The following is a 25,860-nucleotide window of genomic DNA, read 5'->3' as shown; positions in this document are numbered from 1 at the left end:
GGAGCGATGATATGAAAAAGTTACTATGCGTATTAACGCTCAGTTTGGGTGTTGCATTTACCGCTTCTGCTGGTGTTGTTGTTATTGGTAATAATGCAGCTGGTGATATGTCAGCTGCCGATGCTAAAAAAGCATTTTTAGGCAAGGGTGATAGCTCACTGGTTGTTTATGAATTAGATGAAGGTAATAGCACTCGCTCTGAATTTCACAGTACTGTTACGGGTAAATCAGATGCACAGTTAAAGGCATTTTGGTCTAAACAAGTGTTTACTGGAAAAGGTAATCCACCTGCCACAGTATCTTCAGCAACGGCTATGAAAGCAGCTGTAGCATCAAATCCAAGTGCAATTGGGTACATTGATGAAGCTGATGTTGATGGCACAGTTAAAGTTATCTTAAAACCATAGTTCCTAACTTAAAAGGTTAAGCAAATCTTCTAAGTATAAGCTTTAAAAAGGAGATGTAGCACATATGTGTCACATCTCCTTTTGTTGTAAATAAGATTCAAAAACTCAACAAGACTATTTGATCAATAGCCATTCATAACGCCACAACATAATTGATATATCCAAAACCGCAAAATCATAAGTTTTGATCAATTAATCGGCAAACTATCTTAATGCCACAAATTGATACTGCAAAATCCAGCAGAAGTCACAATACCTTCATTGGTTTTCATTATAATCCAAACGTTTTCAACATAAAAAACCAAATACTAATCATAGGTTTGTTGTTTTAAACAGGGGCAAGTTCGCTCCGGGGTCATAAAGGAAATATGAATATGTACAATAAGAAATTACTTGCGGTATTGATCGCAAGTTCACTAGGCTTGTCCGCATGTGGTAGCTCAGATGATGATAAACAACCTGAGGTTAACCCGATTGAAGTTAATCTTCGCGTTCTGGAAACATCAGATCTTCATGCCAATATCATGGATTATGATTACTATAAGTCAAAATACGATGCCACTATTGGCCTCGCCCGTACCGCAAGTTTAATTAAACGTCATGGCGCTGATGCCGATAACTTTGTCTTAGTAGATAATGGTGATTTATTACAAGGTAGCCCTATGGGTGACTATATCGCCAACAACTTCAAGCAAGATAGCACTATTGGTGGTACCCACCCAGCTTATAAAGCTATGAATACGCTCGGTTATTCTGTCGGCAATATAGGTAATCATGAATTCAATTATGGTTTAGATTTTCTTTATGAGTCTATTTCTGGAGCAAACTTTCCGTATATCAACGCCAATGTATTATGTGAAGCCGATTGTTGGAAAGGTAAACAAAAAGGCGATAATTTATTTAAACCTTACCTCATTGAAGAAAAAACAGTGCTAGATAGTAATGGCGATCAGCAAGTCATTAAAATTGGCTATATCGGATTTGTACCGCCACAAATTCTATTATGGGACAAACAAAATTTAACAGGCAAAGTCACCGTCATGGGGATTGTGGAGTCTGCTGAAAAATTTGTTCCAATGATGAAAGCAGAAGGTGCTGACATTATTATTGCGATTCCGCATTCTGGTGTTGGATCTTCGACTAATCCTATCGATATTGATGACGAGAATGCCACTTGGGCACTATCAAAAGTGGCCGGTATTGACGCTATTACCTTTGGCCATAGTCATTCTGTATTTCCATCAAGTACTTTTGCGGGGTTAGAAAATGCGGATCTTGAAAAAGGCACTATTAACGGTGTCGCTGCCGTTATGCCTGGCCGTTGGGGTGACAACTTAGGCATAGTCGATTTCAAACTTGCAATGAAAGATGGTAAATGGTTGATTGTCGATAGTACGGCTAAATCGATGCCCATTTATGATAAAAACGCTAACACCCCGGAGTTAGTCCAGCCAGATTTTGGTATTCGAGATGCTGTTGCTAAAGAGCATGACGATACTAAAACTTACGTTGACCAACCCATTGGCAAAGCATCGTCAGATATGTATAGCTTTCTCAGTTTATTGCAAGATGATCCTACCGTTCAAATTGTTTCAGATGCTCAGATAGCAAAAGTGCAACAAAATTTACCTCAAGCGTTAAAAGACATCCCCGTACTTTCTGCATCAGCGCCTTTCAAAGCAGGTGGTCGTCACAGCACTACTGCAGATACAGAGAGCTATGTCCAAGTTGCCGCTGGTGAGTTAACTTACAAAAATGCGGCCGATTTATACCTTTACCCTAACACCATGGTTGCAGTAAAAGTCACCGGAGCCCAAGTACAAGATTGGTTGGAATGCAGTGCAAATCAATTTAATCAAATTAATCCTACAGCAACAACGCCGCAATACTTGATTAATTGGAGTACACATCGAACTTACAATTATGATGTTATTGATGGTGTTAACTATCAAATCGATGTGACTCAGCCAACCCGCTTTGATGGCGACTGTAAATTAGTCGATGCCAATGCACATCGAATTGTCGGTTTATCCTATACAGACAAAGAAGGTACTGTGTTTATTGGTGCTGAATTTGCTGAAAAAGAGTTCATTATTGCATCAAATAACTATCGTGCTTTTGGTGGTAAATTCGCTGGTACGGGTTCTGATTACGTTGTAATGGAATTGCCAGATTCAAACCGTGAAGCACTAGCACAGTATATTACTGCTGAAACTGAAACCTACGGCGAAGTGAATCCATCTGCCGACAACAACTGGGACTTTGCTACGATTAGCACAACTGTTGCTCTTGATGTCCGCTTTGAAACTCAAGATAGCGTCTTGGCTGATGCTTTTGTTTCTAAGTATCAACAACGTAAGATGACCAAACTCAATAATGTAGTAGATGAGTTTGGTTTTGCTGTTTACAGCATTGATTTACAGAACTAATCTATTAAATGATGCGAATATTTATTCAGGGCGTAAATCCCTAATTAAAAGCCCTGTTTACTCAGGGCTTTTTAGCTTAAAAATCCCACTCCGATAAATAGTCCATTAAAGCCAATACATAAAAAGTTGAGCTAATTTGAATTATCAAAACAGGATAGCTGCAAGTCTTAAAAAATATAATTATCCCTCCTTATTTAGTTTAATATCACCAACCGTAGTAACTAATGTTAATATTACGGCAATTTACTGTTAGCGGATCTCTCTTATGCGAGCAACATCAAATGCTATATATCAAAAATTAATTAGTCTTACATTATTATGTTTAACTTTTCTCAGCCCATCTGGGTTGGCTCAACAGGCCATACACCAAACAGGTACTCCCCTGGCTGAAAAGAACCAATTCCATGCCGAACAAAAATGGACTTTTATATTAGTTCGCCATGGTGAAAAGCAACCTGGTGACGATCCACAATTAACGAAACAAGGTACTGAACGTGCTGAACGGCTTGCTCAGATGCTACAACATATCCCATTAGATAAAGTGTACTCAACCGATTACCAACGCACTCAGCTAACCGCCCAGCCAACTGCTATAGGCCATCATTTGCCTATAACGTCATACGACCCAAGTGATCTTGACAGTTTCAGCCAACAATTATTCAAGCGTCCTGGTAGTTATTTGATAGTCGGCCACAGTAATACCACCGCTATTTTAGCTCACAAACTAAATCAACCATCAGTAAACACTGACCCGGATCATGCAGAAGAATTCGATCGTTTATATTTTATTGAGGTGAATATTGTGGATGGAAAACGCATTAATTCAATGTATCGTTTCAGTTATTAATTTATCTTAAAAAGGGAAGCTGGACGATATGACTAAAATACTTGCTTGCAATCTGCATGATTATATTGAGGTAATGTGCCTATATCGGTATGAAGTGCAGATTACGCTTAACAACGGTCATCACATTACGGGGAAATTTGACTCAACCGGCTTTATTGGTCAATCAACCGATAAGCAAGAGATCATTCGTGGTAAGGATGATAATGGTGTTGATTTAACCTTAGTGTTAACTGACATTAAAACAGTGACAGTGTTAACTAAAAATGCACAATTTACTATTGTGCATTTTTAAAGAGTTAATGAAGCATGTTAAAGATTATTCGGGATCGAATACCGACTTATTATCATTATTTGGCCAGGCATTAATCACTGCCTTCACCAATGATGCTAAAGGAATAGCAAAGAAAACACCCCACACGCCCCATAAGCCACCAAAGACCAAAACCGCGGCAATAATCATCACCGGATGTAAATCTACCGCATCACTGAACAAAATTGGAACCAATACATTGCCATCTAGCGCCTGGATGATACCGTAACCCAACATTAAATATCCAAACTCAGGACCTATACCCCATTGCACAAAGGCAACAAGCGCTATGGGTAATGTCACCAATGTTGCGCCAACATAAGGGATCAACACAGACAAGCCCGTTAACACACCTAACAAAGCAGAATATCTCAGACCCATTAGCGCAAAAAACACATAGCTGGCTACACCAACGATGATAATTTCGATCACTTTGCCACGGATATAATTAAATATCTGTTGATCCATTTCGTACCATACTTTACTTGCTAAACCACGATTAGCAGGGAAAAATCGTTTACTACTGGCAATCAGTTCCTCTTTATCCTTTAAAAAGAAAAACACAAGCAAAGGGACTAAGATAACGTAAACCATTAATACTAATACAGATGCTGAAATACCCAGTATTTGTTTAGCAAAATCCAATAAGTGTTCAGTATCGAGCAATTTTTTGAATTCGTTAAGTGAAGCATCTATTTGTTCAGCACTAATAAACTGCGGATACTTATCGCTTAAGTCTTTAACGACAATCATCCCCTTGTCCAGCATGCTAGGTAAATCAGTGACTAAACTGACCCCTTGGCGCCAAATACTCGGCATCAGTACTAACAATGTCAGCATCATTAGCCCTAAAAACGCCACCAACACAATTGAAGCCCCAGCGGTACGATTAATGCCCAGATTTGACATTTGAGCCACAGGCCACTCTAGTAAAAATGCTAATACCAATGCAACAAGTAAAGGCGCCAATAGTTCCGCGCCAAAATATATTGTCAGCGCTATACCCATCAAAATAAACACTAATGTTATTGCTTGTGGGTCACTAAAACGAGTTTGGTACCAATCTTTTAAAAACGATAACATTGCAAAACCTTGTATAAATGAAAGAAAATTAACCTAATACCACGCTATTTAGTGATATTAATTGCCATAATGCTTTTATCTTGTTGCAATAGACTGACCTGATATCCACTTTTTTTAGCCCATGTGGGAACATCTTTGCAGGAACCTGGGTCAGACAGTAAAACCTTTAACGTTTCACCTTGCGGTAATTGCTTCAATAACAGTTTTATCTGCACTAATGGATATGGGCATCGATAAGCGGTTAAATCTATCAGTTTCATAGGGAATTTACGTTAAATAAACTAAAGCTATTATCCTTAGTTGCATAGTAAACCACAAGCTAACAGAGTAAACTCTTACGCGTTTTTCTCTACTAATTAATCAGATTAAAGGGTGTCGTTTGGCTAAAATTACTTTCACCACCAAATCATTCAGCAAAATGAGCAAAACTTTCATCGCCGGCAGTGTTGCAGCTACTCTATTCACAGCAAATATTACCAGCAGTTTTGCCAATAACGACTTACCCGATCTTGGTACTGCCGCGGTCAATACCTTCAGTCTTGAAAAAGAAATGGTTTATGGCGATGCTTACATGCGAGTCATACGCTCATCAGCACCGCTATTGACTGATCCCGTTCTAAGCCAGTATTTATCTGAGTTAGGTAATAAATTAGTTGCTCACGCCACAGGCGTTAAAACGCCATTCTATTTTTTCTTACTGCGCAATGATGAAATTAACGCATTTGCTTTTTTTGGCGGTCATGTTGGTGTTCATACTGGGTTATTTTTAAATGCAGATACCGAAAGTGAGCTCGCTTCAGTACTGGCCCATGAAATCACTCACGTTACCCAACGCCATTTAGCCCGTTCATTGGAAGCACAAGAAAAAAGTTCCACCGCTACGATTGCCGGTTTACTAGGGGCTATATTACTGACTATTGCTGCGCCACAAGCTGGTATGGCGGCATTAGCAACAACTCAGGCTTTAGCAACTCAAGCTAAAATTAATTACACACGTTTGCATGAAAAGGAAGCTGATCGGATAGGCATGCAAATATTGGTTGAAGCTGGATTTGACCAGAATGGCGCTGCTAATTTCTTTGCGGAACTGGCCACTCGCTACCGCTTTACCACAACGCCACCTCAAATGCTGCTCACTCATCCATTACCTGAATCACGCATTACCGATGCACGTAATCGGGCAGCACAATATCCAAATCGTTATATTGCAGATAACTTAAATTACCAGCTCGCCAAAGCGCGTATCCAGGTTCGATTTTCCAGCTATAACGATGAAGCGGCTTTATCTTTATTTAATGTCCAGTTAAAGAAACGCTCTTACACATTCAAAGAAGCTGCTTTATATGGCAAAGCTTTGGCACTGTTTCGCTTGAAAAAATTTGCTGAAGCAGAGGCCATAATTGATGAGTTGCGCCAAACAGATGTCAATAATCTATTTTATATCGATACAAAAACCGATTTACTAGCCGAACGTAAAGCCTTTGATGAAGCTATTACACTATTGCAAGACCAGCGTAAATTAAAGCCGACCTCTCAGGTTATTAATACTAATTTGGCCCACATTTATGTTGAGTCAGGATCGCCCAAGCTAGCAATCCCGTTGTTGGAAGATCTCATTTTTTTCGATAAGCAAAATATACTTTCCTATCAATTGTTAAATGATGCCTATAAAAAAATGGGCAACAAAGCACTAGAATATTATGCTAATGCAGAGGTAATGGCATTAGTGGCGGATTACCCTGGCGCGATTGATCAATTAAACTACGCATATAGATACTCTGAAGGTCAGCCGCTGCAAATTGCCAGAATTGAAGCCAGAATACGTCAATTTAGAGATGCTGAACGAAATCTAGAGCAATTCAAATAACTTTTATACTGAAATAAAAAGAAAGCTAATACTATGACTAAAATTACTATTTTACATAATCCACGTTGTTCAAAAAGCCGTGAAACCCTAGCATTACTTCAAGCTAGGTCTAATGAAATAAATGTGATTGAGTATTTAAAAAATACCCCCTCAGCAGATGAAATCAGTAACATACTGTCGCTACTTAATTTAAGCGCTCGTCAATTGATGCGTACTAAAGAAAGTGAGTATAAAGAATTAGGCTTAAATAATGTCAATCTCACGGAAGTGCAACTTATTGCAGCCATGTTAAAAACGCCAAAATTAATTGAGCGACCTATTGTGTTATGCAATGGCAAAGCGGCTATTGGTCGACCTCCTGAAAATGTTTTGGCAATCATAGAGTAAATTATTAATGAAAACTAACAGCTTATTTCAGCTTTGCCGTATAGGTTATATTGCACTGGTATTATTGCTTACTGGATGGTTTGTACAACAAGGTGTGCAAGGATCTTATTCATTAATATTTAATCTAATGTGGATCATCCCGCTATTGATGCCATTAAAAGGTGTTATTCAAGGTAATCCATACACTTACGCCTGGGCGAGTTTTATTCTGTGTCTGTATCTGCTTCACGGATTAACCTTAGTCTATGTGACTGAAGACGCGCTTGTGTTTGCAATTATAGAGTCTGCGCTTATTTGTGCCTTGCTAATTGGCTTTCCATTTTATGCCAGAATAAGAGGCAGAGAACTGGGCCTGGGCTTAAAGAAAAAATCACAACAAGAAGATTAACAATCTGATTTAAATTAATTTTATTGCTTGTTATTATCAATAAATGTTTCATTTTCAAAAGCGCCAATTGGCGCTTTTTTATTCTTTCGCATGCAAAAAACACATGATATAGTCAGTAAATAATTGCAGAAGGGATTAAATAATGGCTTTCAGTCGCAGTATTCTTACGCTTCTTATTTCAACTAGCATAATAACCGGATGTGGAGGTAGCAGCGACTCAGCACCGACACCTGTTGTCCCCGACAATACACTGCCTGTTACAGCCTGCAGTCAGCCTTTAGAGTTGAGCACTATAACAGGTAAAGATAACCTGGAGTTTTTGCTTGAGACAAGTTATCAAGTAAACCAATCAGGGGCAATTATTGCTAAACTAACGAATAAAGACTCAAGTGGCTTAGTTTTTAAATGGCAGCAAATGGCAGGTACAGATTTATCTCTAGCCAATAACTCCTCTCCCATACTTAATTTTACACCGTCCAATACCGGTGAATACCAATTTAAAGTGACAATTTCAGGTTCTGGTATTGATATTAATCAATTGATTACCATTAATGTCACGAATGCTCAACAAATATCATTATCAGTAAATGCTGATCATCAAGTCGTTGAAGGTAATGGTGTTAGCGTGAGATTAGCGTCCATTAATGGTCAAATGCCGACTAATGTAAAATGGTGTGCTTACTCAGATAATCCGATTAGTTTAGACCTAACAAAAACTGAACGGCCATTATTCATTGCTCCTATTGTCAACAAAGACAGCATTGTATCTCTTAGGGCTACAGCCGAGCTGAATGGGCAAACATTAACCGATGATGTCCACATCTTAATTACCAATGAAGCAGGGATCACTTCTCCCTATTTTGATCAGCCCGTTTCTCGCACTTATGCCTATAAGCCTAATTCATCATATGCTGCTGTTTTACCTAAATGTGTTTACTCAAATAAACTTGATAATAGTTGCCGTATTAATCAACTACCTTTAATTGGACAGCAAACAAGTGCCCCCTCTATTGCTAATATCATGGACAGAGTTGTGGTATCTCACGATTGGATGGGGAAGAATTTTGAGCAGTTTTTGCAGCAGCAAGACCCTAATAGTGACTTCATTACATTATTACAATCTGTTACCGCTATTATCATTAGTTATGATGTGCGCCCCTCTTTTTATTGGGTAGTTACCGGCGCGATATACCTAGATCCCGACAATCTTTGGTTAACCGCTGCTGAGCGCGATACCATTAATGAAGCACCAGATTACCGAAGTAATTTTGGTAATTATTTACAGTTTTTAATGCCATGGCGATATGTGAAAAATAATCAGTATGCCTATGCATCTTACCCATATGAAAACCGAACAAACCGCTCAGTTGCTGACTTTACCCCTAGACTTTCCTCGTTGCTGTATCACGAGTTAGCCCACGCTAATGACTTTTTCCCGCGCAGTACACACAGCACACTTCAAGGGCCAACTTTATTAGAGGATTTCAACAGACGTTCGAGTAGTAATGCTTTGGTGTCAGATCAACTCGCAATACGCTTTCCATTACAAAGCAGCGAAATGTATTCACTAGGTACTGTAAGCTTTAAGGGCCAAACCGCTAATGACATTCAAAAATCATACCTGCCAAGCGATATTACCACCTTCTTTAGTCAAGACAATGCATCAGACTATTACAACTATTCCTCAAGTCGAGAAGATGCAGCTATGCTGTTTGAAGAAGCTTTTATGAGCTATCGCTATAATATGTTGAGAGATGTCGCCGTTACTGACAAACCAGAAAATGCAACGGGTTCTAATATTACTGTCGATTGGGGTCAACGCGGTCGTATTGGCGAAGCCAATATTAAAATACGTGCACAATATGTTATTGATGAAATAATGCCAGAAGTGGCAAGTCAAAACCTTATTAACAGTCTATCGAAACCGTTGCAATTAACCCCCGGTAAATCGTGGGCAGAAAACTTAGTAGTTAATCCAACGAGTGCGAGTTCACCGCAAAAGGTGAGCCAATCCACCGAGATAAAAGCATTAGAGGATAGGCCCTTAGAATTAAGTGGCGAGCAACATAGATAATAGGATTCAGCGGACGTATCAAATAGACTTAGACAAACGCAGATTTTGAATTTTTGCCCTGGCCTTAAAGCTAGGGCAATTTATAAGCAGCTATAACTTAAGCATTTCTTTGATAAAAGGTATGGTTAATTTACGTTGATGTACCATAGATGCTTTATCTAACTTGTCTAATACATCAAACAGTGTGCGTAAATCTCGTGCCATTCTCGTCAGTAAGAAACGCCCTACTTCATCAGACAATTGCAGACCACGCATAGCGGCTCTGCGTTGTAACGCTAACAGTTTTTCATCATCAGCCATAGCTTGCAATTGGTATATTAACCCCCACTGCATACGGGAAACCAAATCAGGTAAAGCAAAACGGGCTTCAGATGGTGATGCACTTGCGCTGACAATTAAACGACAGTCTTGTTGTTCAGCAATACGATTATACAAATGAAATAAAGCTTCTTCCCAGACAGGATGACCTGCTATGGCATCGATATCATCAATGCAAATTAAATTTAAAGACTCAACACCTTCAAATAAAGCGGGCGAAATACTGGCATGAATACCTAGAGGTATATATAAAGTACGACGGTCTAAATCACTTGCATGTGCACATGCAGCATGCATTAGGTGGGTACGGCCTGATTTTTGCGGACCATACAAATAAATAGACGAAGTCATGCTCCCTTCAGCACAAGACTGAAGTTTTTGAATAAGTTCATCATTACCCGATGCAGGATAATAACTATTAAACGTTTCATCATCCGGTAAATAAACGGGCAAAGATAATTGGCGCGGAGAAGATAGGGTCACTCAAACATTCTCAAAAATAAACATAAAGCGGACGCTACTATAACACAAGCGCCCTTCAGGTAAAATATCACTGGGGTTATTGCCCCTGCCATTGATAGGTTAACGTTGACTTATCGTTCGGTTTCGGCTCAAGGTAGGAATTTACATTGCCCATTGTATCTATTTTGCTTAAACGATTATCAATACTTAATAATCGTTGTAGATCTTCAACACTACTGAATAATGACAACTGGTAAGTCACTGTTTCATTTTGGAATTGGCTGATTGAAATCTCTTTCACTGCACTGAGTTGCTGCAAATACTTTTCAATTTCTACCAGTTGTGACATTTGTGTCACACCGGTAAAACTCACATGCGTTTCAAGGTTATTACCTGAAGATGCAATAGCATATTGGCTAATATAATAATCAGCTAATAAAGCCATTATGCGTTTAGATGCCGCAGCTGTATCGACTGCCTCACCTTGTTGTTTAATTAAGGGTTGAAGTGTTGAACCCGTTTGTGTTTTATCGAATAAAGACAAAGTAAATGTTACTGCACTCGTGGTCTCTGAAATATCTGCAATAGCAAAATAATCCGTTTGGTAACGAGCCGATGCGATATTGACAGGACTTAGAAACATGCCTTTTACATCTGTTGGCGATACCGCCATAAGATCATCAAGATCCATCAAAGGTAACAATACTGGAATACCTTTATTATTTGACTCAGCGATTAAATCAGATCGTAAAGCGCTCTCGCTTGAGTCAGATAAAATAACTGTATCATTAGCATCTGCAATTGTTACCCATAATAAGGTTAAAGGACGTTGAGCCCCCCAAACAGGTAAATCAGCCTGGCGCAAAGTGCTGATTACGCGTTGATGATCAAAACTTGCTGTCAGTAATAAATCACTATCAGCCTGGCTATAACCATACTGAATGAGTAATGCTTCAGGATTGTCAATTTGTGCTTTAACCGTAGGGTGCATCACGACGCTAGGGCTGCCGGAGTTTTTCAAAAAAACACTGGCTAACGCTTGTTTAAGTGCAGCCGAACGAGCACTGTTAGCGCGAGAATCAACTATGATATCTGCTTGATCTAGCTTCGTCACCTCGACAGCAGATAACTGAACATGAAAAATAGCCAGTGAAAGCAAGGTAATATTGAGTAAATTTTTTAGCATTGGGAGTTATAAACGCAATCAAAATAAGTGATCAAAGTGTAACATAATAAAGATCTATCGAGTATGGTCTAATCACACTCTTTTTTATGTGAACGCACTATTTAAACATAAGCAGAAAACATGCTAACTGTACCTATTCAAAGACATAATAAAAATAATGGAGTTAATCTAATGCAACGCTTTTCAATTCCGCTCCAAGGAGCACAAATGTTATTTGTGGCCTTTGGTGCACTCGTATTAATGCCTTTAATTACTGGGCTAGATACCAGTGTAGCGCTCTTTACTGCAGGTATTGGCACACTACTTTTTCAACTCGTCACAAAGCGTCAAGTGCCTATTTTCTTAGCGTCATCTTTCGCATTCATAGCCCCGATACTTTATGGTGTACAAACATGGGGAATACCAGCAACTATGGGCGGGCTGATGGTTTCAGGATTAATTTATGTACTATTGGGAGCAACAGTCAAAATACGTGGCGTTGGGTTTATTCATCAACTCCTCCCGCCTGTGGTGGTTGGTCCGGTCATTATGATTATCGGCTTAGGGTTAGCACCAATGGCTGTTAATATGGCTTTAGGCAAAACGGGCGATGGTTCTGTCCAATTAATTAATACTAACACCGCGTTAATTATTTCACTTGCCTCACTATCAACCACCATTCTAGTCGCGACTTTTGCAAAAGGTGTTGCCCGATTGATGCCTATTTTGGCAGGTATTATAGTGGGCTATAGTTTAAGTCTATTTTTTGATGTGGTGGACTTCACGCCTGTACAACAAGCAGCATGGTTATCTATGCCCAACTTTGTCGCACCCGAGTTTCATTGGCAAGCCATACTCTTTATGATCCCCGTTGCCATAGCACCCGCTGTTGAGCATATTGGAGATATCTTAGCGATATCTAACGTAACCGGTAAAGACTATATAAAAAAGCCCGGCTTGCATCGCACCTTAGCCGGTGACGGCATCGCAACAATGGCAGCATCGGCATTTGGTGGGCCTCCAAACACCACCTACTCAGAAGTCACTGGCGCGATTACCTTAACCAAAAGTTTTGATCCTCGCATAATGACTTGGACCGCGATTACCGCCATCATTTTAGCTTTTGTGGGTAAATTAGGCACCTTATTACAAACCATTCCTGTTCCAGTAATGGGTGGCATTATGTGCTTGCTATTTGGATCAATTGCCGCAGTGGGCTTGAATACCTTAATTAGAAATCAAGTCGACTTATCAGAGCCGCGAAACTTAAGTATTGTCGCTGTCACCTTGGTATTTGGTATTGGCGGAATGGCATTTGGTATAGGTTCTTTCAGTCTCACTGGTATTAGTTTATGCGGTATAATCGCCATATTAATGAACATGATTTTGCCTAAAACTGATAAAAATCATCAAGCAGAACATTAATATTATTTCAAAATGGGAAACAAATACTAAAAAGCTATCATATTTTTGATGGCTTTTTTATTCACCTTAGAACAACAATAATTTAAAAATCATAGCTGCGTTTTCTGGCGACGGCTCGAAAATTTAACTTATTAATTAAATTAAGCTTTTGTGCATTATTCATAGAGTGCCACTCTAAAATCTCATCTAAAGTACGATGACAACCCAAACAAATATCTTGCTCGTCTAAACTACACTGCCTAATGCATGGGCATTCAACACTAGGGATATCGTCCATAGTTATTACTCAGACCATACGGCAAATTCATTGCCATTGACATCGAGGAAGTGGAATCGTCTACCGCCAGGGAAAGCAAATACGGATTTATTAACGACTCCACCAAATTGAGTGACCTTGCTTTGGGTCTCCTCTAACGACTGACTGTACAAAACAATTAAAGGTGCACCTATTGTGGTAGTGAAATGACTGTCAGATTCAAAGAAGCCACCATCAATGCCCACATTTATAAAGCAGCTATATTGCGGACCGTAGTCTTTAAAATGCCATCCAAATACATGCTTAAAAAAATCCTTAGTAGAAGCAATATTTTTAACAGGTATTTCTAAATAACTAATCTGATGATGTGACATGCTTTGCTTTTACTAGTGATTGAAGGATATTTTGAGTATAACGAAATAATTGCAAATAACCATTTTGACCCAATGTTTATCAGTGAAAACCTTGGGTCAAAATACTAACTTATCTAATTTGAGGTTAGTTAATTAACGCGGCGATAGCACCAATCACTCCACCTAAAACACCACCCCAAACCACTAACCAACCAAGATGTTTTTTAATCATATCTTGAATAATTTGCTTAACTAAGTCAGGTGTTAGTTCATCCAAACGCTGGTCAACAATATTAGCGACCTTAGCTTGAATATCAGCAATCACATTCGGTTGTTCTAATTCGTTAACTAAAATTTGATTAAATTGATCACTTTGAGACAGTTCAATTAATGACTGTTTCATTTTATCAATAAAAGGCTCTTTTAGGGGCATTAAAGCCTCTACTCCGCCAAACATGGCGAGCATTCCACCAAGAGATGACTTTTCAACAGTTGACACAAGCGCATCAAACGATGGCGTTAAATCAACTTTTTCTATTACAGGGGTTAAATCGATACTTTTACTGTCACTAACGGTCAGAAAACGGTCAATATTTTCTTGAGTGAAAAACTGCTCCATCATCAGATGTTTAATGCCTGCTTTAAACTCTTCAAAACGATTTGGTACAACACCTGAACCATATAAACCAGGCACTTTCTCAAATAGCATATACACTGCTAGCCAGTTGGTGATCGCACCAGACAAGGCAAACAGTCCGATTGTTAATATAATGGGCTGAACCATTAAGTAGCCAACTAACACAAACAAGGTTGCAATTAAGTTTGTAAAAAGACTTTTATTCAATCTTACTTCTCCAAATACAATAAACCCGCAATATTTTAACAGTAAAATACTGCGGGTCATAAGGATTAGAACCTATACCTTTAAATCTTGTTCAATGTGTCTATTGACTAGTGCAACTTGTGCACTTTTTGCTAACACTCTGGCTCTGGCTATCATCTGGCTGGCAATACCTCTATTACGGTATTGTGGTAATACAAAAGCATCATCAAAAAACCACACTGGCTGTAACATTAATGAAGAAAAAGAGGGATACAATTGAATAAAACCGAGCAAATGCTCCTCTTCTAATGCGACAAAAATAATCGAATCATTTTCTGATAGGCGCTGACTTAAAAATGAATAACAACCATTTATATCACTGAGCTGTTCACAAGACTGACGGTATAGATCGAAAAGATGGCTAAGTGTCTGTAAATCTATATTTGAGGCAAGACGTATTTGCATATTTCATCCTTGAATTACCAGCATAAAACTCATGATTAAAAACAAGATTAATCATAGTTCTTGTAAAAAAGTAACACAATTAACTATAAAACCTTACACACTAATATTCTAAAAGTCTATTTACTAACCATATATAAAATAGCCAATAAAAACCTCTCAATTAAGCTACTTTTTAGTTAAAATAATCTTATTCGTTTTTATGCCTAAGAGTATCGTATGGCAAGCTCATTAAAAAAATTCTCATCTAGCCCTCTTCTTAAAAGAATTCTTATTAGCCTATTTATCGTTTATGGACTGTTTTGTTTTATTTTCGGCATTATTATGCCTTTTATCGCAAAACAACACCTGGCACCTTTAGTCTCTGACAAGTTGGGCCGTGAAACTCAAATTAAAAGTATTCACTTTAATCCATTTACCTTTGAACTATCAGTAGAACATTTGATTGTCTCTGAAAGTAAACCGACACAAACTTTTATCGGGTTTGAACAACTATATATCAATATCTCACCACTGGAATCGTTAGCCAATCTCGCCATTATTTTTGAAGAAGTGTCTATTACAAAGCCCACAATTAATATAGAGCGGCTGACTACAGATAGTTATAATTACTCTGATATTATTGCCTTATTTCAATCAGTTTCTGATCCTGAGGCCCAAAATGAGGAGTCTATCGACAAACCTATTGAAATACGTATTACTAAAATAGCTATCGAGCAGGGTGCTATCTCAATTAAAGATGCTGTCAGTAATAGCCAGGTGGTGTATCCGCAAATCAATTTAGCTTTCGATCATTTTGATTCTATTGCTAAAATCAAACATCAAGCAACTAGTATTCATAATCAGTATGATTTAACTCTCACAGATGAATACAGCAGTAAGCTGCAACTTTTTGGACAACTGCAGCTATTTCCCTTCGTATTAGAAGTGAATGTTGCCTTGTCTGAATTTAATATTGCTAAATATTGGCAGTTTGTTGATGAGCACTTTGATATTCAGCTAACCCAAGGGAAATTGAATATCAACAGTAAAATCATCCTTAATATTGACCCTAAACAGGATACCCCTGTCAAATTTACACTTACCGATACTGACATCAATATTAATAGCATTATTGCTTCACATGCCAATGAAGAAAAGATCGTTATTGACGCGATAAACCTCAATGACATTCAAGTCGATAGTGCAACTCAGCTAGTTAACATAGACAGTTTTCAAACAAAATCAGGTAAAGTGGCTCTGAATATCTCTCCAACAGGAGCAGATTTAATGAAACTATTAATGCCCAAAAACCTCACTGATATCGACAATACCAATCTTGAACCCTCAATTGAGAAAGCTAGCCCTTCTTGGATAATCAACCTCAACGCCGTCGACATTGCTAATTATGATATAAACTTAGGCGAATCTGTCGCTAGCGATCAGGTTGTTTTATGGCAAATAGGCCAAATTAATATCAAAACAGGTCAAATTAAATCTGACTTGTCCATTCCATTAGACTACCAATTTTCGGCTAAAATTAACCAAAAAAGCGAACTTAGATCTGTCGGTGTATTTAACTTAGTAGACCAAACATTAAATGCAGACTTTAGTTATCAAAATGTCTCGTTAACCTCTCTGCAACCTTATGTCGAAAAATTTATTAACATTACCATCGAAGACGGCACTTTCAATACCACTGGGCGGTTGAGTTTAGACACTGAAAAACAATTAAACTACAGTGGTCAGGCTTGGATTGATAACCTTGATATTAAAGACAATTTACATCAAAAGACCTTGGTTAGCTGGCATAAAATGTCAATTAATCAATTAGAGTTTGATAGACAACAAAGTAAAATTGATATTGATGAAATTCTATTTGAGCAATTGTATTCTCGTATCATTATTGCAAAAGACAGAAGCACCAATATTTCAAATCTACTAAAAAAACCCACTGTTACGCTTCAAGCTGATAGTAATGATAAAGAGATTGAACAAAACCAACAGCAAGTAGAACTTGCACAAGAAAACAGTATTAGTCCACAAATTGCCATTAAACATATTACACTAAAAGACAGCTCAGCATTTTTTGCCGATAATTCGTTAACTCCAAATTTTGCATCTGGAATTGAATTGTTAAATGGTCGAATTAACCAACTATCTAATAATTCACAAACGATTGCATCGGTAAATTTAGCGGGAAAAATAGATAAATATGCTCCAGTAATATTAAAAGGTGAAATTAACCCATTACTAGAAAATCCTTATCTTGACCTTAATCTCATTTTTAAAAATGTAGAGCTAACCTCTGTTAACCCTTATTCAGGCACTTATGCGGGTTACTATATCGATAAAGGTCAAATCTCATTAGATTTAAACTATCAATTAAAAAATAATGTCTTAGTGGGTTCTAATCACGTCGTTATCAACCAACTCCAACTGGGTAAACCGAGTAACAGCGATCTTGCTACTAGTTTACCAATAACATTAGCTGTTGCTTTACTTCAAGACCGCCACGGCGTCATTGATTTAGGCGTTGATGTAAAAGGTGATTTAAGCTCACCCAGTTTTAGTTTTGGTAGCGTTATTTGGGGTGCTTTGGGTAATATCATTACTAAAGCCGTTACGGCTCCTTTTAGTTTACTTGCGAATTTGATTGGCTCAGACGAACCGTTGAATAAAGTCAGTTTTGATTATGGTAATGCTGAACTAAGCAATACACAGACTAAACACTTAATGACATTGGCTGATGCATTATTAGACAGGCCGTTACTGATTGTTAATGTTAAAGGTGAGGTTGATGCTATTAATGATAGCCAAGCACTGGCCAAACAAGCCCTGCATCTAAAACTGGCAAATACAGCGCAGATCCCCATTGACCAATTACCAGCTGATTTATCAGCCAGCCAGTTTCCACTATCAGGGCCAATTACAGAAGCACTTTATACACTTTTTGAACAAGAGTTAGCACAAGATTCTATGGCAATTAAGCAGTCCATTATTGATGAATATGAAGCCCAATACCCAGATACTCCCTTGTTAGAAAACGACCTCAATACCCGTTTGCATATTGTTTTATACAACACAATCAAAAGTGCCCATGTTGTAGCACCTAGTGAATTAGGCAAACTTGCCCAACTTAGGGCTAAAACGGTTAAATCATTCTTGGTTGAACAGGCAAACATTGAAGCTACTAGGGTGTATGTGATGGAAAGTAGAATTAATTCAAAACAAAAACTAGCAGAAGTGCAACTTGAGTTACAAGCAAACTAAATAGCGCATGATAGCTGACACAATTGTTTATAAGCAGCATGAGATAAAGTAGAATTGGCGTTTACTGAAAATCAGTAAGCTCATATTTAAATTATAAAGAGGTAATTATGTTTGTAGTACGCTGGATTTTAGGTCGGATAATTCTATTACTAAATTTCATTTTTAGCCCTGAAAAACGTCAACGCCCTGAATCTGAACAAGTTAAAATTGATATGCAAACACAAAATTTATCTCTATATCAGTATAATGCCTGCCCTTTTTGTGTAAAAGTACGTCGAGAAATGCGTCGTCAAAACTTAAATATCGCCTTAATTGATGCTAAACAGGACAGCAACAAACAAGCGTTATTGATTCAAGGTGGTAAATTACAAGTACCTTGTTTGAAAATTAATAACGATGGCAAAACCGAATGGTTGTATGAGTCTAAGGCAATAATAAATTACCTCAATGACAATTATGCAAAAGCATAACCGGATAATACGCCTATTGAGCATTAATTAAATTCAAATAAATTAATGCTACATTCCATTTGTACAAAGGGTTTCAAGTGATTAAATCTATCGCATTCAATATACTATTCATTTTACTGGCGGGTTGCAGTGCTAAAGCGATTGACCCTATGGAGTTTGCTGGTCAATTCAAAGATAAATTTAACACTCAAATCAAAGGCGATGGGATTAAATTGTTTGTTTATCAAGCTAAGCTTGCAACCGCCTCCGATAGAAATATAAGTGATAAACCTGCTCATCAACAACGTATCGATCGACGTATGCAAGATGCGCGAAGCTATGCTGAAGAGATGCGTGAAAAAGAAGAGTTTCTTGAGCTGTGGACCCAACAAGTGCAAGTCGGTTTAGATAAAACTATTGTAATGACCGGTTACTGTAAACAAGGTTATATTGAATTAAGCCGTTACATTGAGAATGAACGCGGGGAAATTCGCGGGGAATGTAATGATGGGGCAACAGCTGAAGATATCAGTAAATTTGGTCGCTAGGGTTTTCGCTCAATATAGGATAAAATAGGGCTATTATTTTTTTAAGATTGTTATCCAATAATCGAATACCTGCATACTGAAGATTTATTATGAACAAAAAACAAGTGATGATTAAGAAACTGGCTAAACGTGCTAAAGCACGACAAAATAAAGTTGTGCCAGATAATCCAAGTACTAAAGTGAAAGAACGTTATATATCAAAAGCTGAACGTGCAAAACTGGCTTTAGAGCAGGAACAATCGGTCACTGAACCTACAATAGAATCAGCCACTTCGGCAGAGTAATTAAACATAAAAAAACGCCAATCAAATGATTGGCGTTTTTTTATGTTTAATTTTCTAGTATAGATTAGCTATTGTCATGAGCGATTTCAGCTGGCATATCATCTCGTAACTTCTGCCAAATCTTGCCACTTTCAATTGCATTTGTTCGCATTAAACCTGGAATTGCTTGATAACTTTTATCTTTAGCCAATTTCTCAAGCTCAATATAAAAATTAAATGCCAACTTTCGAGCCTCTTTACTTGAAAAATAGTAGCGACCCACTCGACTATAAAGCCCTTTGAAACCATTTAATATCAGCACATATAACGGATTACCAGAAGCAAACGCTAAAGTATGATGAAGTCGATAGTCAAATTCAGCATAGGTATCTGCATCATCTTCTAATTGATGAATTTTAGCTAAAATATCCGCAGCTTTATCTGGGTTTTGTCTAAATGAAGCTCTGAAGTAAATGGTACTCACACTAGCACGAGCAGACATAAGTTGATCGACCAATAGCGGAAAACCATCAGGATTTAAGTCGGCTATTGTTTCAAGAATATTAAGGCCAGAGGTTTCCCAATAGTTATTCACTTGAGTTGGCTTACCATGCTGAATTTTTCAACCAGCCATCTCTTGCTAATCGTTGCAGCACTTCTCTTAATGTCGTGCGTGTGACACCGATAAGTTCCGAAAGCTCACGTTCAGCAGGTAAGATAGACCCTGGTGGAAATTTGTTGTCCCAAATTGAACGAACAATGTATTTCTCTGCAAAACTTGCAGGACCTTTGGCATTGATAATCATCAGCCTAGATTTCCTATACTTAGCGGTAATAGCAATTATTGCTACTTAAATTAATACTGATCATACCAGAGAAGCAGTAAATAAAAACTATTGTTTATTCACAATAACTTTAGTGGTCAATTTATCACCACAGAAATTTATTTTTTCTCTTAAAATCATTCATTTTTATGATGTAGCACATGCTTAATAATTACATTTAAGGATCAATTAAGCTAAACTAACGAAAAATACAACGTCAAAACGAGTGGGAATATAATTAATTTAATAATAATATTCTTAAAATCAAATAATTAGTAAGCAAACATCGTCTTTACAAGCTGAGCAGGTATTAGTCAAATTAATCTCTGTTAATCTCTGTTAATTTATGTTTTAAACATGATTCTTGTGTTCGAAAACAAACAGCCATTTTAGACATTGCAACTGACTTATATGATATTGGCACTTAATTTGGCTATTTGATTGGTAACGTAACATTATCGGAGTGGCTATTATGCCTGCAACCCAAGCTGAGGCAATGTTTAGTAACTTTTTAGGTAACTCACCTAAATGGTACAAACTTGCAATTGTGGCATTTCTTGTAATTAACCCATTATTATTCTTTTTTGTTAGCCCATTCATTGCTGGTTGGGTTTTAGTTATTGAATTCATTTTCACCCTCGCTATGGCGCTTAAGTGTTATCCACTTCAACCTGGGGGCTTATTGGCCATTCAGGCTGTGATGATAGGGATGACATCCCCAAGCCAGGTGCTACATGAAATTGAAGCCAATTTAGAAGTGTTGTTACTGCTAATCTTTATGGTGGCAGGCATTTATTTTATGAAGCAATTATTACTTTTTGCTTTCACTAAAATGATCACTAAGGTTCGCTCAAAAATTATTGTGTCATTGATGTTTTGTGCAGCATCAGCATTTTTGTCTGCTTTCTTAGACGCGTTAACCGTAATTGCTGTAATTATCTCTGTTGCAGTAGGCTTTTACTCGATTTACCACAAAGTCGCTTCAGGTAAAAACTTTAACTCAAGCCATGACCACACCAACGAAGATGCAAGTCCACAACTCAATCATGATGAATTAGAAGATTTCCGTGCATTTTTACGTAATCTACTGATGCATTCAGGTGTAGGTACCGCGCTTGGTGGCGTTTGTACCATGGTCGGCGAGCCTCAAAATCTGATTATTGCAGCACAAGCTCACTGGAATTTCGGTGAATTTTTCATTCGCATGTCTCCGGTTACTATGCCTGTTTTAATTGCAGGGCTTTTTACCTGTTACCTGGTTGAAAAATTAAAGTGGTTCGGTTACGGTGCGCAACTTCCTGATGCTGTTCATCAAATTTTAACCGACTATTCTAATTATGAGGATGAACATCGCACTAAACAGGATAAAGCAAAACTGATTATTCAAGCTTTAGTCGGCGTGTGGTTGATTGCCGGTTTAGCATTGCATTTGGCATCCGTAGGCTTGATTGGCCTATCCGTTATTATTATTACGACTGCTTTTAATGGTATTACTGATGAACATCAAATTGGTAAAGCGTTTGAAGAAGCACTGCCCTTTACTGCACTACTGGCAGTTTTCTTCGCCATTGTTGCGGTAATAATAGATCAACATTTATTCGCTCCAGTGATCCACTGGGCGTTAAGCTATGAAGGTAATACGCAGTTAGTGATTTTCTATATTGCTAATGGTTTATTGTCTATGGTCAGTGATAACGTCTTTGTCGGCACTGTGTATATTAACGAAGTGAAAGCAGCCTTAATTTCAGGTCAAATTACCCGCGACCAATTCGACTTATTAGCCGTTGCGATTAACACTGGTACTAACTTACCCTCTGTTGCGACGCCTAATGGTCAAGCCGCATTCTTATTCTTATTAACATCAGCCCTCGCACCACTCATTCGTCTATCATATGGTCGTATGGTTTGGATGGCGTTACCTTATACCATCGTATTATCGTTCGTTGGCATAATGATGATTGAATCAGGCTTTTTAGTCGAAATGACCAGTTACTTTTATGATAGTCAGTGGTTAATTCACCATTCGGCAAAAGATATTGGTGGCGCGATTTCAGGTCATTAATATCTGTTAATGAGCAAATCTTAACATAGACAATAATCTGTAAATATTTTATGGTCTATCAATAATATCAACACCCTCATAGAGGGTGTTTTTCTTTAAAATTTACAGGATAATATTTTGACCGCATTACAACTTTTTTGCCACCATCGCAGATCATGGGCGATTCTATTTCTATCTGGTTTAGGTCTTGAAGGTGCTGCGTTGTATTTTCAGTACGTCATGGAATATGACCCGTGTGTAATGTGTGTATACATTCGTGTTGCCATTTTAGGAATAATGCTATCTGCTCTGGTTGGTTTAGTTAATCCCAAGTTCTGGGTACTGAGGCTGATTGGCATGGCTGGCTGGATAGTTTCTGCTGTTTGGGGAGCCAAACTGGCATTTGAGCTTAATGATATGCAAGTAAACCCCTCTCCTTTTGCCACATGCTCTTTTTTTCCTGAATTTCCAGCATTTATGCCACTAGACAAGTGGTTACCGCAAGTGTTCTCTCCAACAGGGATGTGCGGTGAATCAGTCTGGTCATTTATGTCGGTTAGCATGGTACAGTGGACGATAATAGGCTTTGTCGTTTATGGTGTTATATGGTTCATAATGCTATTACCTGCATTAACACCTAAGCGCAGTAGCAAATAGCACTATTAACTGTCGGTATTCAATAATCATAAAAAAACAGACCATCTGGTCTGTTTTTTTATGACTGAGTATTCTCTAATCAAAATCTTGTAAGGGCCATAAAACGATATTGTCTTCAAGGTACCTTACTTTCATTTCATTCACAGTTTTGCCTTTAACTGATATCCCTAATTTATGCATCTCATCTTTATTACCTGTAATCAATGGATGCCAATTGGGTAAATCACGACCCAAATATAACCGTCTATAGGCACAGCTATCTGGTAACCAAGTGAGTTCAGGTAAATTAGCTAAATTGATTGCTGTACACTCTGGTACATATTTAAAGCGATCACTATAGCGTTTACACTGACAACTCTCATCATCTAATAAATGACAAGCGGCATTAGTGTAATAAAGTGCCTCTGTTTCATCGTCTATGATTTTATTTAAACAGCATTTACCACAACCATCACAAAGGGATTCCCATTGTGCGTTTGTCATATCTTCTAATGCAGTGGTTTGCCAAAAATTCATGTTCCGTTTATCTCTTACTCAATCACAATAAGTGATACTTTACAAAATGTAATCTCAGTCGACTGATGAAACTATTTACTATCGAAATTTAGACTGGCTTTATGTTGTTCAAGTAAATTCTCTTTTGGAGGCGGAACTTGCAAATAATAGCCTTTAGCGAGTAATTCACTTTTCACTTTTTCGATATCCGCTAACGCTAATGATTCCCTTTTAGACAAAGGCACTAGCATTACTAATTTTGGGGCGCCGAACATTTTCATCAATGCATCAGGAACTGCATCAAAAACATCACGTTTCTCGACAAAAAGGTATGTTTCGACCTTTAGACTGCTTTTATATACTGCACAAATCATTTTAGTGTAATTTTCCGCTGTTTCAAACTTGATAGTCCACAACGCACACTATAACATGGTGTCCAATAAAATAATTGTAAATTGATTTACAAGCATAGACATTTGGAGACTAGCGACGAGATGGCTAAACAAAATCTCGAGTTAAAAGCCACATCTTTTACTCTATCGGTACTTTATATTAATAATAGTAATTTAGATGTTGTTGCTTTAGAGCTTGATAAAAAATTAGCTGAGGCGCCACAATTTTTTCTAGGTGCACCATTAATTTTAAATCTAAGTGCCTTAGATGATACCCCAATTGATTTAGCAGCATTAAAAGCACTGTTGAATCAGCGTCAGTTGGTTATTGTAGGGATAACTGAAGCTTCTATTCCCTTTTCTGTTCAAGCTAAGGACTTAGGATTAGCTGTCGTTCGATCGGGTAAACAAGCTACAGCCGCTACAATTCCACCTCGTGGAACTAAAATAGTTAAACAAAATATTCGCTCTGGCCAACAGATATATGCAAAAGATGCGGATTTAGTCATTTTTGGTGCTGTTGGCAATGGCGCTGAGGTCATAGCAGATGGTAGCATCCATGTATATGGCGCTTTACGCGGTAAGGCAATGGCTGGCGCTGGCGGTGATACACAAAGTGTTATCATAGCGAGCTCGCTTGAAGCCGAACTTGTTTCCGTTGCTGGGCAATATTGGATCGCAGAAAACCTGCAACAACATTGCCATGCACAAAGAGGTTGTGTTCGCCTAGATGGCGAGTCTCTCACTGTTGAAATATTGCCACAATAAGGCAAATTTAAGGAAAAAATACACATGGCACAAATTATTGTTGTCACTTCAGGAAAAGGCGGTGTGGGTAAAACAACCTCAAGTGCAGCTATTGCAACTGGCCTAGCACTAAAAGGTAAAAAAACCGTCGTTATCGATTTTGATATCGGTTTACGTAATCTAGACTTAATTATGGGCTGTGAACGCCGTGTAGTTTATGATTTTGTAAATGTAATCAATGGTGAGGCTAACTTAAATCAGGCTATGATTAAAGATAAGCGTTGTGATAAGTTGTTCATTTTGCCAGCTTCACAAACTCGTGATAAAGATGCCCTGACTAAAGAAGGTGTGGGCAAGGTGCTAGATGATTTATCTAAAGATTTTGATTATATTGTTTGTGACTCCCCTGCAGGGATTGAGCAAGGTGCCATGATGGCGCTTTACTTTGCCGATATTGCCATTGTAACGACCAACCCAGAAGTCAGTTCAGTACGTGACTCTGACCGTATTTTAGGTATGTTACAAAGTCGCTCACGCCGTGCAGAAGAGAATCTTGAACCAATAAAAGAATACTTATTATTAACACGTTACTCTCCTGCGCGTGTTAAAACTGGTGAAATGCTGAGTGTTGAAGATGTTAAAGAGATCCTAGCAATTGAACTTTTAGGGGTAATTCCTGAGTCACAAGCTGTGTTGAAAGCATCTAACTCTGGTGTACCTGTTATCATTGATCAAGAAAGTGATGCAGGCCTAGCATATAGCGATACGGTTGCCCGCCTTTTAGGTGAAGATGTAGCCATTCGTTTTATAACAGAAGAAAAGAAAGGTTTCCTAAAAAGGATATTCGGTAGCTAATTATGTCCATACTTGATTATTTCAGAAGTACTAAAAAACCTAATACGGCCTCTTTAGCCAAAGAGCGTTTGCAAATCATTGTAGCCCATCAGCGTGGTGAACGCGGTGCGCCTGACTACTTGCCAAGAATGAAGCAAGAAATCATCGAAGTGATCCGTAAATACGTGCAAATATCTGATGATCAGGTCACGGTTCAATTAGAACAAAATGATGATAATTTATCTGTTCTAGAGTTGAACGTGACTTTACCAGAGACTAAGTAGTGTGATAAATCTTTTATT

28 protein-coding genes and 1 pseudogene are annotated in these 25,860 nt (G+C 38.0%); 18 read left to right on the top strand and 11 right to left on the bottom strand.

The window, feature by feature from the left end; all coding sequences use genetic code 11:
* Positions 1-11: 11 nt before the first annotated feature.
* The 4 genes from ACRWQM_RS08165 (at position 12) to ACRWQM_RS08150 (ending at position 3,975) form a co-directional block, all read left to right on the top strand.
* Complete coding sequence (locus ACRWQM_RS08165) at positions 12-407, top strand: phosphate ABC transporter substrate-binding protein (protein ID WP_434926213.1); 396 nt, start codon at positions 12-14, stop codon at positions 405-407.
* Positions 408-781: 374 nt separating this feature from the next.
* Positions 782-2,836 (top strand): bifunctional 2',3'-cyclic-nucleotide 2'-phosphodiesterase/3'-nucleotidase, encoded by a 2,055-nt coding sequence (locus tag ACRWQM_RS08160; RefSeq protein WP_434931821.1) that lies wholly within the window; start codon positions 782-784, stop codon positions 2,834-2,836.
* 265 nt (positions 2,837-3,101) lie between these two features.
* The gene (locus ACRWQM_RS08155) at positions 3,102-3,683 is read left to right on the top strand and encodes a histidine phosphatase family protein (protein ID WP_434931820.1); all 582 of its coding nucleotides are present in this window, start codon (positions 3,102-3,104) and stop codon (positions 3,681-3,683) included.
* A 28-nt stretch (positions 3,684-3,711) separates the two neighbouring features.
* Positions 3,712-3,975, top strand: a complete 264-nt coding sequence (locus tag ACRWQM_RS08150; RefSeq protein WP_434931819.1) for a Rho-binding antiterminator — start codon at positions 3,712-3,714, stop codon at positions 3,973-3,975.
* A gap of 24 nt (positions 3,976-3,999) precedes the next feature.
* Here ACRWQM_RS08150 and ACRWQM_RS08145 read toward each other — a convergent pair whose 3' ends face one another.
* Both ACRWQM_RS08145 and ACRWQM_RS08140 read right to left on the bottom strand, forming a co-directional pair.
* On the bottom strand, positions 4,000-5,076 hold the full coding sequence (locus ACRWQM_RS08145; RefSeq protein WP_434931818.1) for an AI-2E family transporter: 1,077 nt from the start codon (positions 5,074-5,076) through the stop codon (positions 4,000-4,002).
* 44 nt (positions 5,077-5,120) lie between these two features.
* Entirely contained in the window at positions 5,121-5,336 is a 216-nt protein-coding gene (locus ACRWQM_RS08140) for a sulfurtransferase TusA family protein (protein ID WP_226415655.1), read from the bottom strand.
* Positions 5,337-5,494: 158 nt separating this feature from the next.
* Here ACRWQM_RS08140 and ACRWQM_RS08135 point away from each other — a divergent pair, with 158 nt between their 5' ends.
* The 4 genes from ACRWQM_RS08135 (at position 5,495) to ACRWQM_RS08120 (ending at position 9,792) form a co-directional block, all read left to right on the top strand.
* The gene (locus tag ACRWQM_RS08135; RefSeq protein ID WP_434932004.1) at positions 5,495-6,943 is read left to right on the top strand and encodes a M48 family metalloprotease; all 1,449 of its coding nucleotides are present in this window, start codon (positions 5,495-5,497) and stop codon (positions 6,941-6,943) included.
* 33 nt (positions 6,944-6,976) lie between these two features.
* Positions 6,977-7,330, top strand: a complete 354-nt coding sequence (gene arsC, locus ACRWQM_RS08130) for an arsenate reductase (glutaredoxin) (RefSeq protein ID WP_434931817.1) — start codon at positions 6,977-6,979, stop codon at positions 7,328-7,330.
* A 7-nt stretch (positions 7,331-7,337) separates the two neighbouring features.
* On the top strand, positions 7,338-7,718 hold the full coding sequence (locus ACRWQM_RS08125; protein WP_434931816.1) for a DUF2069 domain-containing protein: 381 nt from the start codon (positions 7,338-7,340) through the stop codon (positions 7,716-7,718).
* A 142-nt stretch (positions 7,719-7,860) separates the two neighbouring features.
* Positions 7,861-9,792 (top strand): hypothetical protein, encoded by a 1,932-nt coding sequence (locus ACRWQM_RS08120; protein WP_434931815.1) that lies wholly within the window; start codon positions 7,861-7,863, stop codon positions 9,790-9,792.
* Positions 9,793-9,882: 90 nt separating this feature from the next.
* On the opposite strand, the gene hda is transcribed toward ACRWQM_RS08120, so the two are convergent.
* Positions 9,883-10,593 (bottom strand): DnaA inactivator Hda, encoded by a 711-nt coding sequence (gene hda, locus ACRWQM_RS08115; RefSeq protein WP_434926220.1) that lies wholly within the window; start codon positions 10,591-10,593, stop codon positions 9,883-9,885.
* Between the two features lie 76 nt (positions 10,594-10,669).
* The gene (locus ACRWQM_RS08110; RefSeq protein ID WP_434931814.1) at positions 10,670-11,758 is read right to left on the bottom strand and encodes a DUF2066 domain-containing protein; all 1,089 of its coding nucleotides are present in this window, start codon (positions 11,756-11,758) and stop codon (positions 10,670-10,672) included.
* 171 nt (positions 11,759-11,929) lie between these two features.
* Here ACRWQM_RS08110 and ACRWQM_RS08105 point away from each other — a divergent pair, with 171 nt between their 5' ends.
* Positions 11,930-13,162, top strand: a complete 1,233-nt coding sequence (locus ACRWQM_RS08105) for a uracil-xanthine permease family protein (RefSeq protein ID WP_434931813.1) — start codon at positions 11,930-11,932, stop codon at positions 13,160-13,162.
* Between the two features lie 82 nt (positions 13,163-13,244).
* Here ACRWQM_RS08105 and ACRWQM_RS08100 read toward each other — a convergent pair whose 3' ends face one another.
* The 4 genes from ACRWQM_RS08100 to ACRWQM_RS08085 form a co-directional block, all read right to left on the bottom strand.
* Positions 13,245-13,439 (bottom strand): DUF1289 domain-containing protein, encoded by a 195-nt coding sequence (locus ACRWQM_RS08100; protein WP_434931812.1) that lies wholly within the window; start codon positions 13,437-13,439, stop codon positions 13,245-13,247.
* Between the two features lie 5 nt (positions 13,440-13,444).
* Positions 13,445-13,792, bottom strand: a complete 348-nt coding sequence (locus ACRWQM_RS08095) for a VOC family protein (RefSeq protein WP_434931811.1) — start codon at positions 13,790-13,792, stop codon at positions 13,445-13,447.
* Positions 13,793-13,916: 124 nt separating this feature from the next.
* Positions 13,917-14,615, bottom strand: a complete 699-nt coding sequence (locus ACRWQM_RS08090) for a DUF445 domain-containing protein (RefSeq protein WP_434931810.1) — start codon at positions 14,613-14,615, stop codon at positions 13,917-13,919.
* Between the two features lie 72 nt (positions 14,616-14,687).
* On the bottom strand, positions 14,688-15,059 hold the full coding sequence (locus tag ACRWQM_RS08085) for a GNAT family N-acetyltransferase (protein ID WP_434926226.1): 372 nt from the start codon (positions 15,057-15,059) through the stop codon (positions 14,688-14,690).
* Positions 15,060-15,275: 216 nt separating this feature from the next.
* On the opposite strand from ACRWQM_RS08085, the gene ACRWQM_RS08080 reads away from it, so the two are divergent.
* The 4 genes from ACRWQM_RS08080 (at position 15,276) to ACRWQM_RS08065 (ending at position 19,589) form a co-directional block, all read left to right on the top strand.
* On the top strand, positions 15,276-18,308 hold the full coding sequence (locus ACRWQM_RS08080) for a DUF748 domain-containing protein (protein WP_434931809.1): 3,033 nt from the start codon (positions 15,276-15,278) through the stop codon (positions 18,306-18,308).
* 107 nt (positions 18,309-18,415) lie between these two features.
* Positions 18,416-18,778 (top strand): glutathione S-transferase N-terminal domain-containing protein, encoded by a 363-nt coding sequence (locus ACRWQM_RS08075; protein WP_434931808.1) that lies wholly within the window; start codon positions 18,416-18,418, stop codon positions 18,776-18,778.
* A 77-nt stretch (positions 18,779-18,855) separates the two neighbouring features.
* The gene (locus ACRWQM_RS08070; RefSeq protein ID WP_434931807.1) at positions 18,856-19,305 is read left to right on the top strand and encodes a hypothetical protein; all 450 of its coding nucleotides are present in this window, start codon (positions 18,856-18,858) and stop codon (positions 19,303-19,305) included.
* A gap of 89 nt (positions 19,306-19,394) precedes the next feature.
* The gene (locus tag ACRWQM_RS08065) at positions 19,395-19,589 is read left to right on the top strand and encodes a DUF2986 domain-containing protein (protein ID WP_434926230.1); all 195 of its coding nucleotides are present in this window, start codon (positions 19,395-19,397) and stop codon (positions 19,587-19,589) included.
* Positions 19,590-19,653: 64 nt separating this feature from the next.
* Here the strand turns inward: ACRWQM_RS08065 and fadR are convergent.
* Positions 19,654-20,374: pseudogene (gene fadR / locus ACRWQM_RS08060) on the bottom strand (fatty acid metabolism transcriptional regulator FadR).
* A 490-nt stretch (positions 20,375-20,864) separates the two neighbouring features.
* Between fadR and nhaB the strand changes: the two are divergent.
* On the top strand, positions 20,865-22,454 hold the full coding sequence (gene nhaB, locus ACRWQM_RS08055) for a sodium/proton antiporter NhaB (RefSeq protein WP_434931806.1): 1,590 nt from the start codon (positions 20,865-20,867) through the stop codon (positions 22,452-22,454).
* A 117-nt stretch (positions 22,455-22,571) separates the two neighbouring features.
* A complete protein-coding gene (gene dsbB, locus ACRWQM_RS08050) occupies positions 22,572-23,090 on the top strand; it encodes a disulfide bond formation protein DsbB (protein ID WP_434931805.1) in 519 nt (172 codons plus the stop codon).
* A gap of 75 nt (positions 23,091-23,165) precedes the next feature.
* Here the strand turns inward: dsbB and ACRWQM_RS08045 are convergent, their stop codons facing one another.
* A complete protein-coding gene (locus ACRWQM_RS08045; protein ID WP_434931804.1) occupies positions 23,166-23,606 on the bottom strand; it encodes a YcgN family cysteine cluster protein in 441 nt (146 codons plus the stop codon).
* Between the two features lie 71 nt (positions 23,607-23,677).
* Positions 23,678-23,959: a YcgL domain-containing protein gene (locus ACRWQM_RS08040; RefSeq protein WP_434926234.1), complete on the bottom strand. Its 282-nt coding sequence runs from the start codon at positions 23,957-23,959 to the stop codon at positions 23,678-23,680.
* 120 nt (positions 23,960-24,079) lie between these two features.
* Here ACRWQM_RS08040 and minC point away from each other — a divergent pair, with 120 nt between their 5' ends.
* From minC to minE, 3 genes are read left to right on the top strand one after another with little or no spacing between them, the layout of a single operon-like run.
* Positions 24,080-24,745 carry a septum site-determining protein MinC gene (gene minC, locus ACRWQM_RS08035; protein WP_434926235.1) on the top strand — a complete coding sequence of 222 codons (666 nt, stop codon included), beginning with the start codon at positions 24,080-24,082 and terminating at the stop codon, positions 24,743-24,745.
* A gap of 24 nt (positions 24,746-24,769) precedes the next feature.
* Positions 24,770-25,579 (top strand): septum site-determining protein MinD, encoded by an 810-nt coding sequence (gene minD / locus ACRWQM_RS08030; RefSeq protein ID WP_226415632.1) that lies wholly within the window; start codon positions 24,770-24,772, stop codon positions 25,577-25,579.
* A gap of 2 nt (positions 25,580-25,581) precedes the next feature.
* Entirely contained in the window at positions 25,582-25,842 is a 261-nt protein-coding gene (gene minE, locus ACRWQM_RS08025; protein ID WP_434926236.1) for a cell division topological specificity factor MinE, read from the top strand.
* Positions 25,843-25,860 lie beyond the last annotated feature (18 nt).

This window comes from Shewanella sp. HL-SH5, from assembly GCF_051163755.1.
GTDB lineage: Bacteria > Pseudomonadota > Gammaproteobacteria > Enterobacterales > Shewanellaceae > Shewanella > Shewanella glacialimarina.
This window is presented reverse-complemented; position numbering and strand designations above follow the sequence as displayed.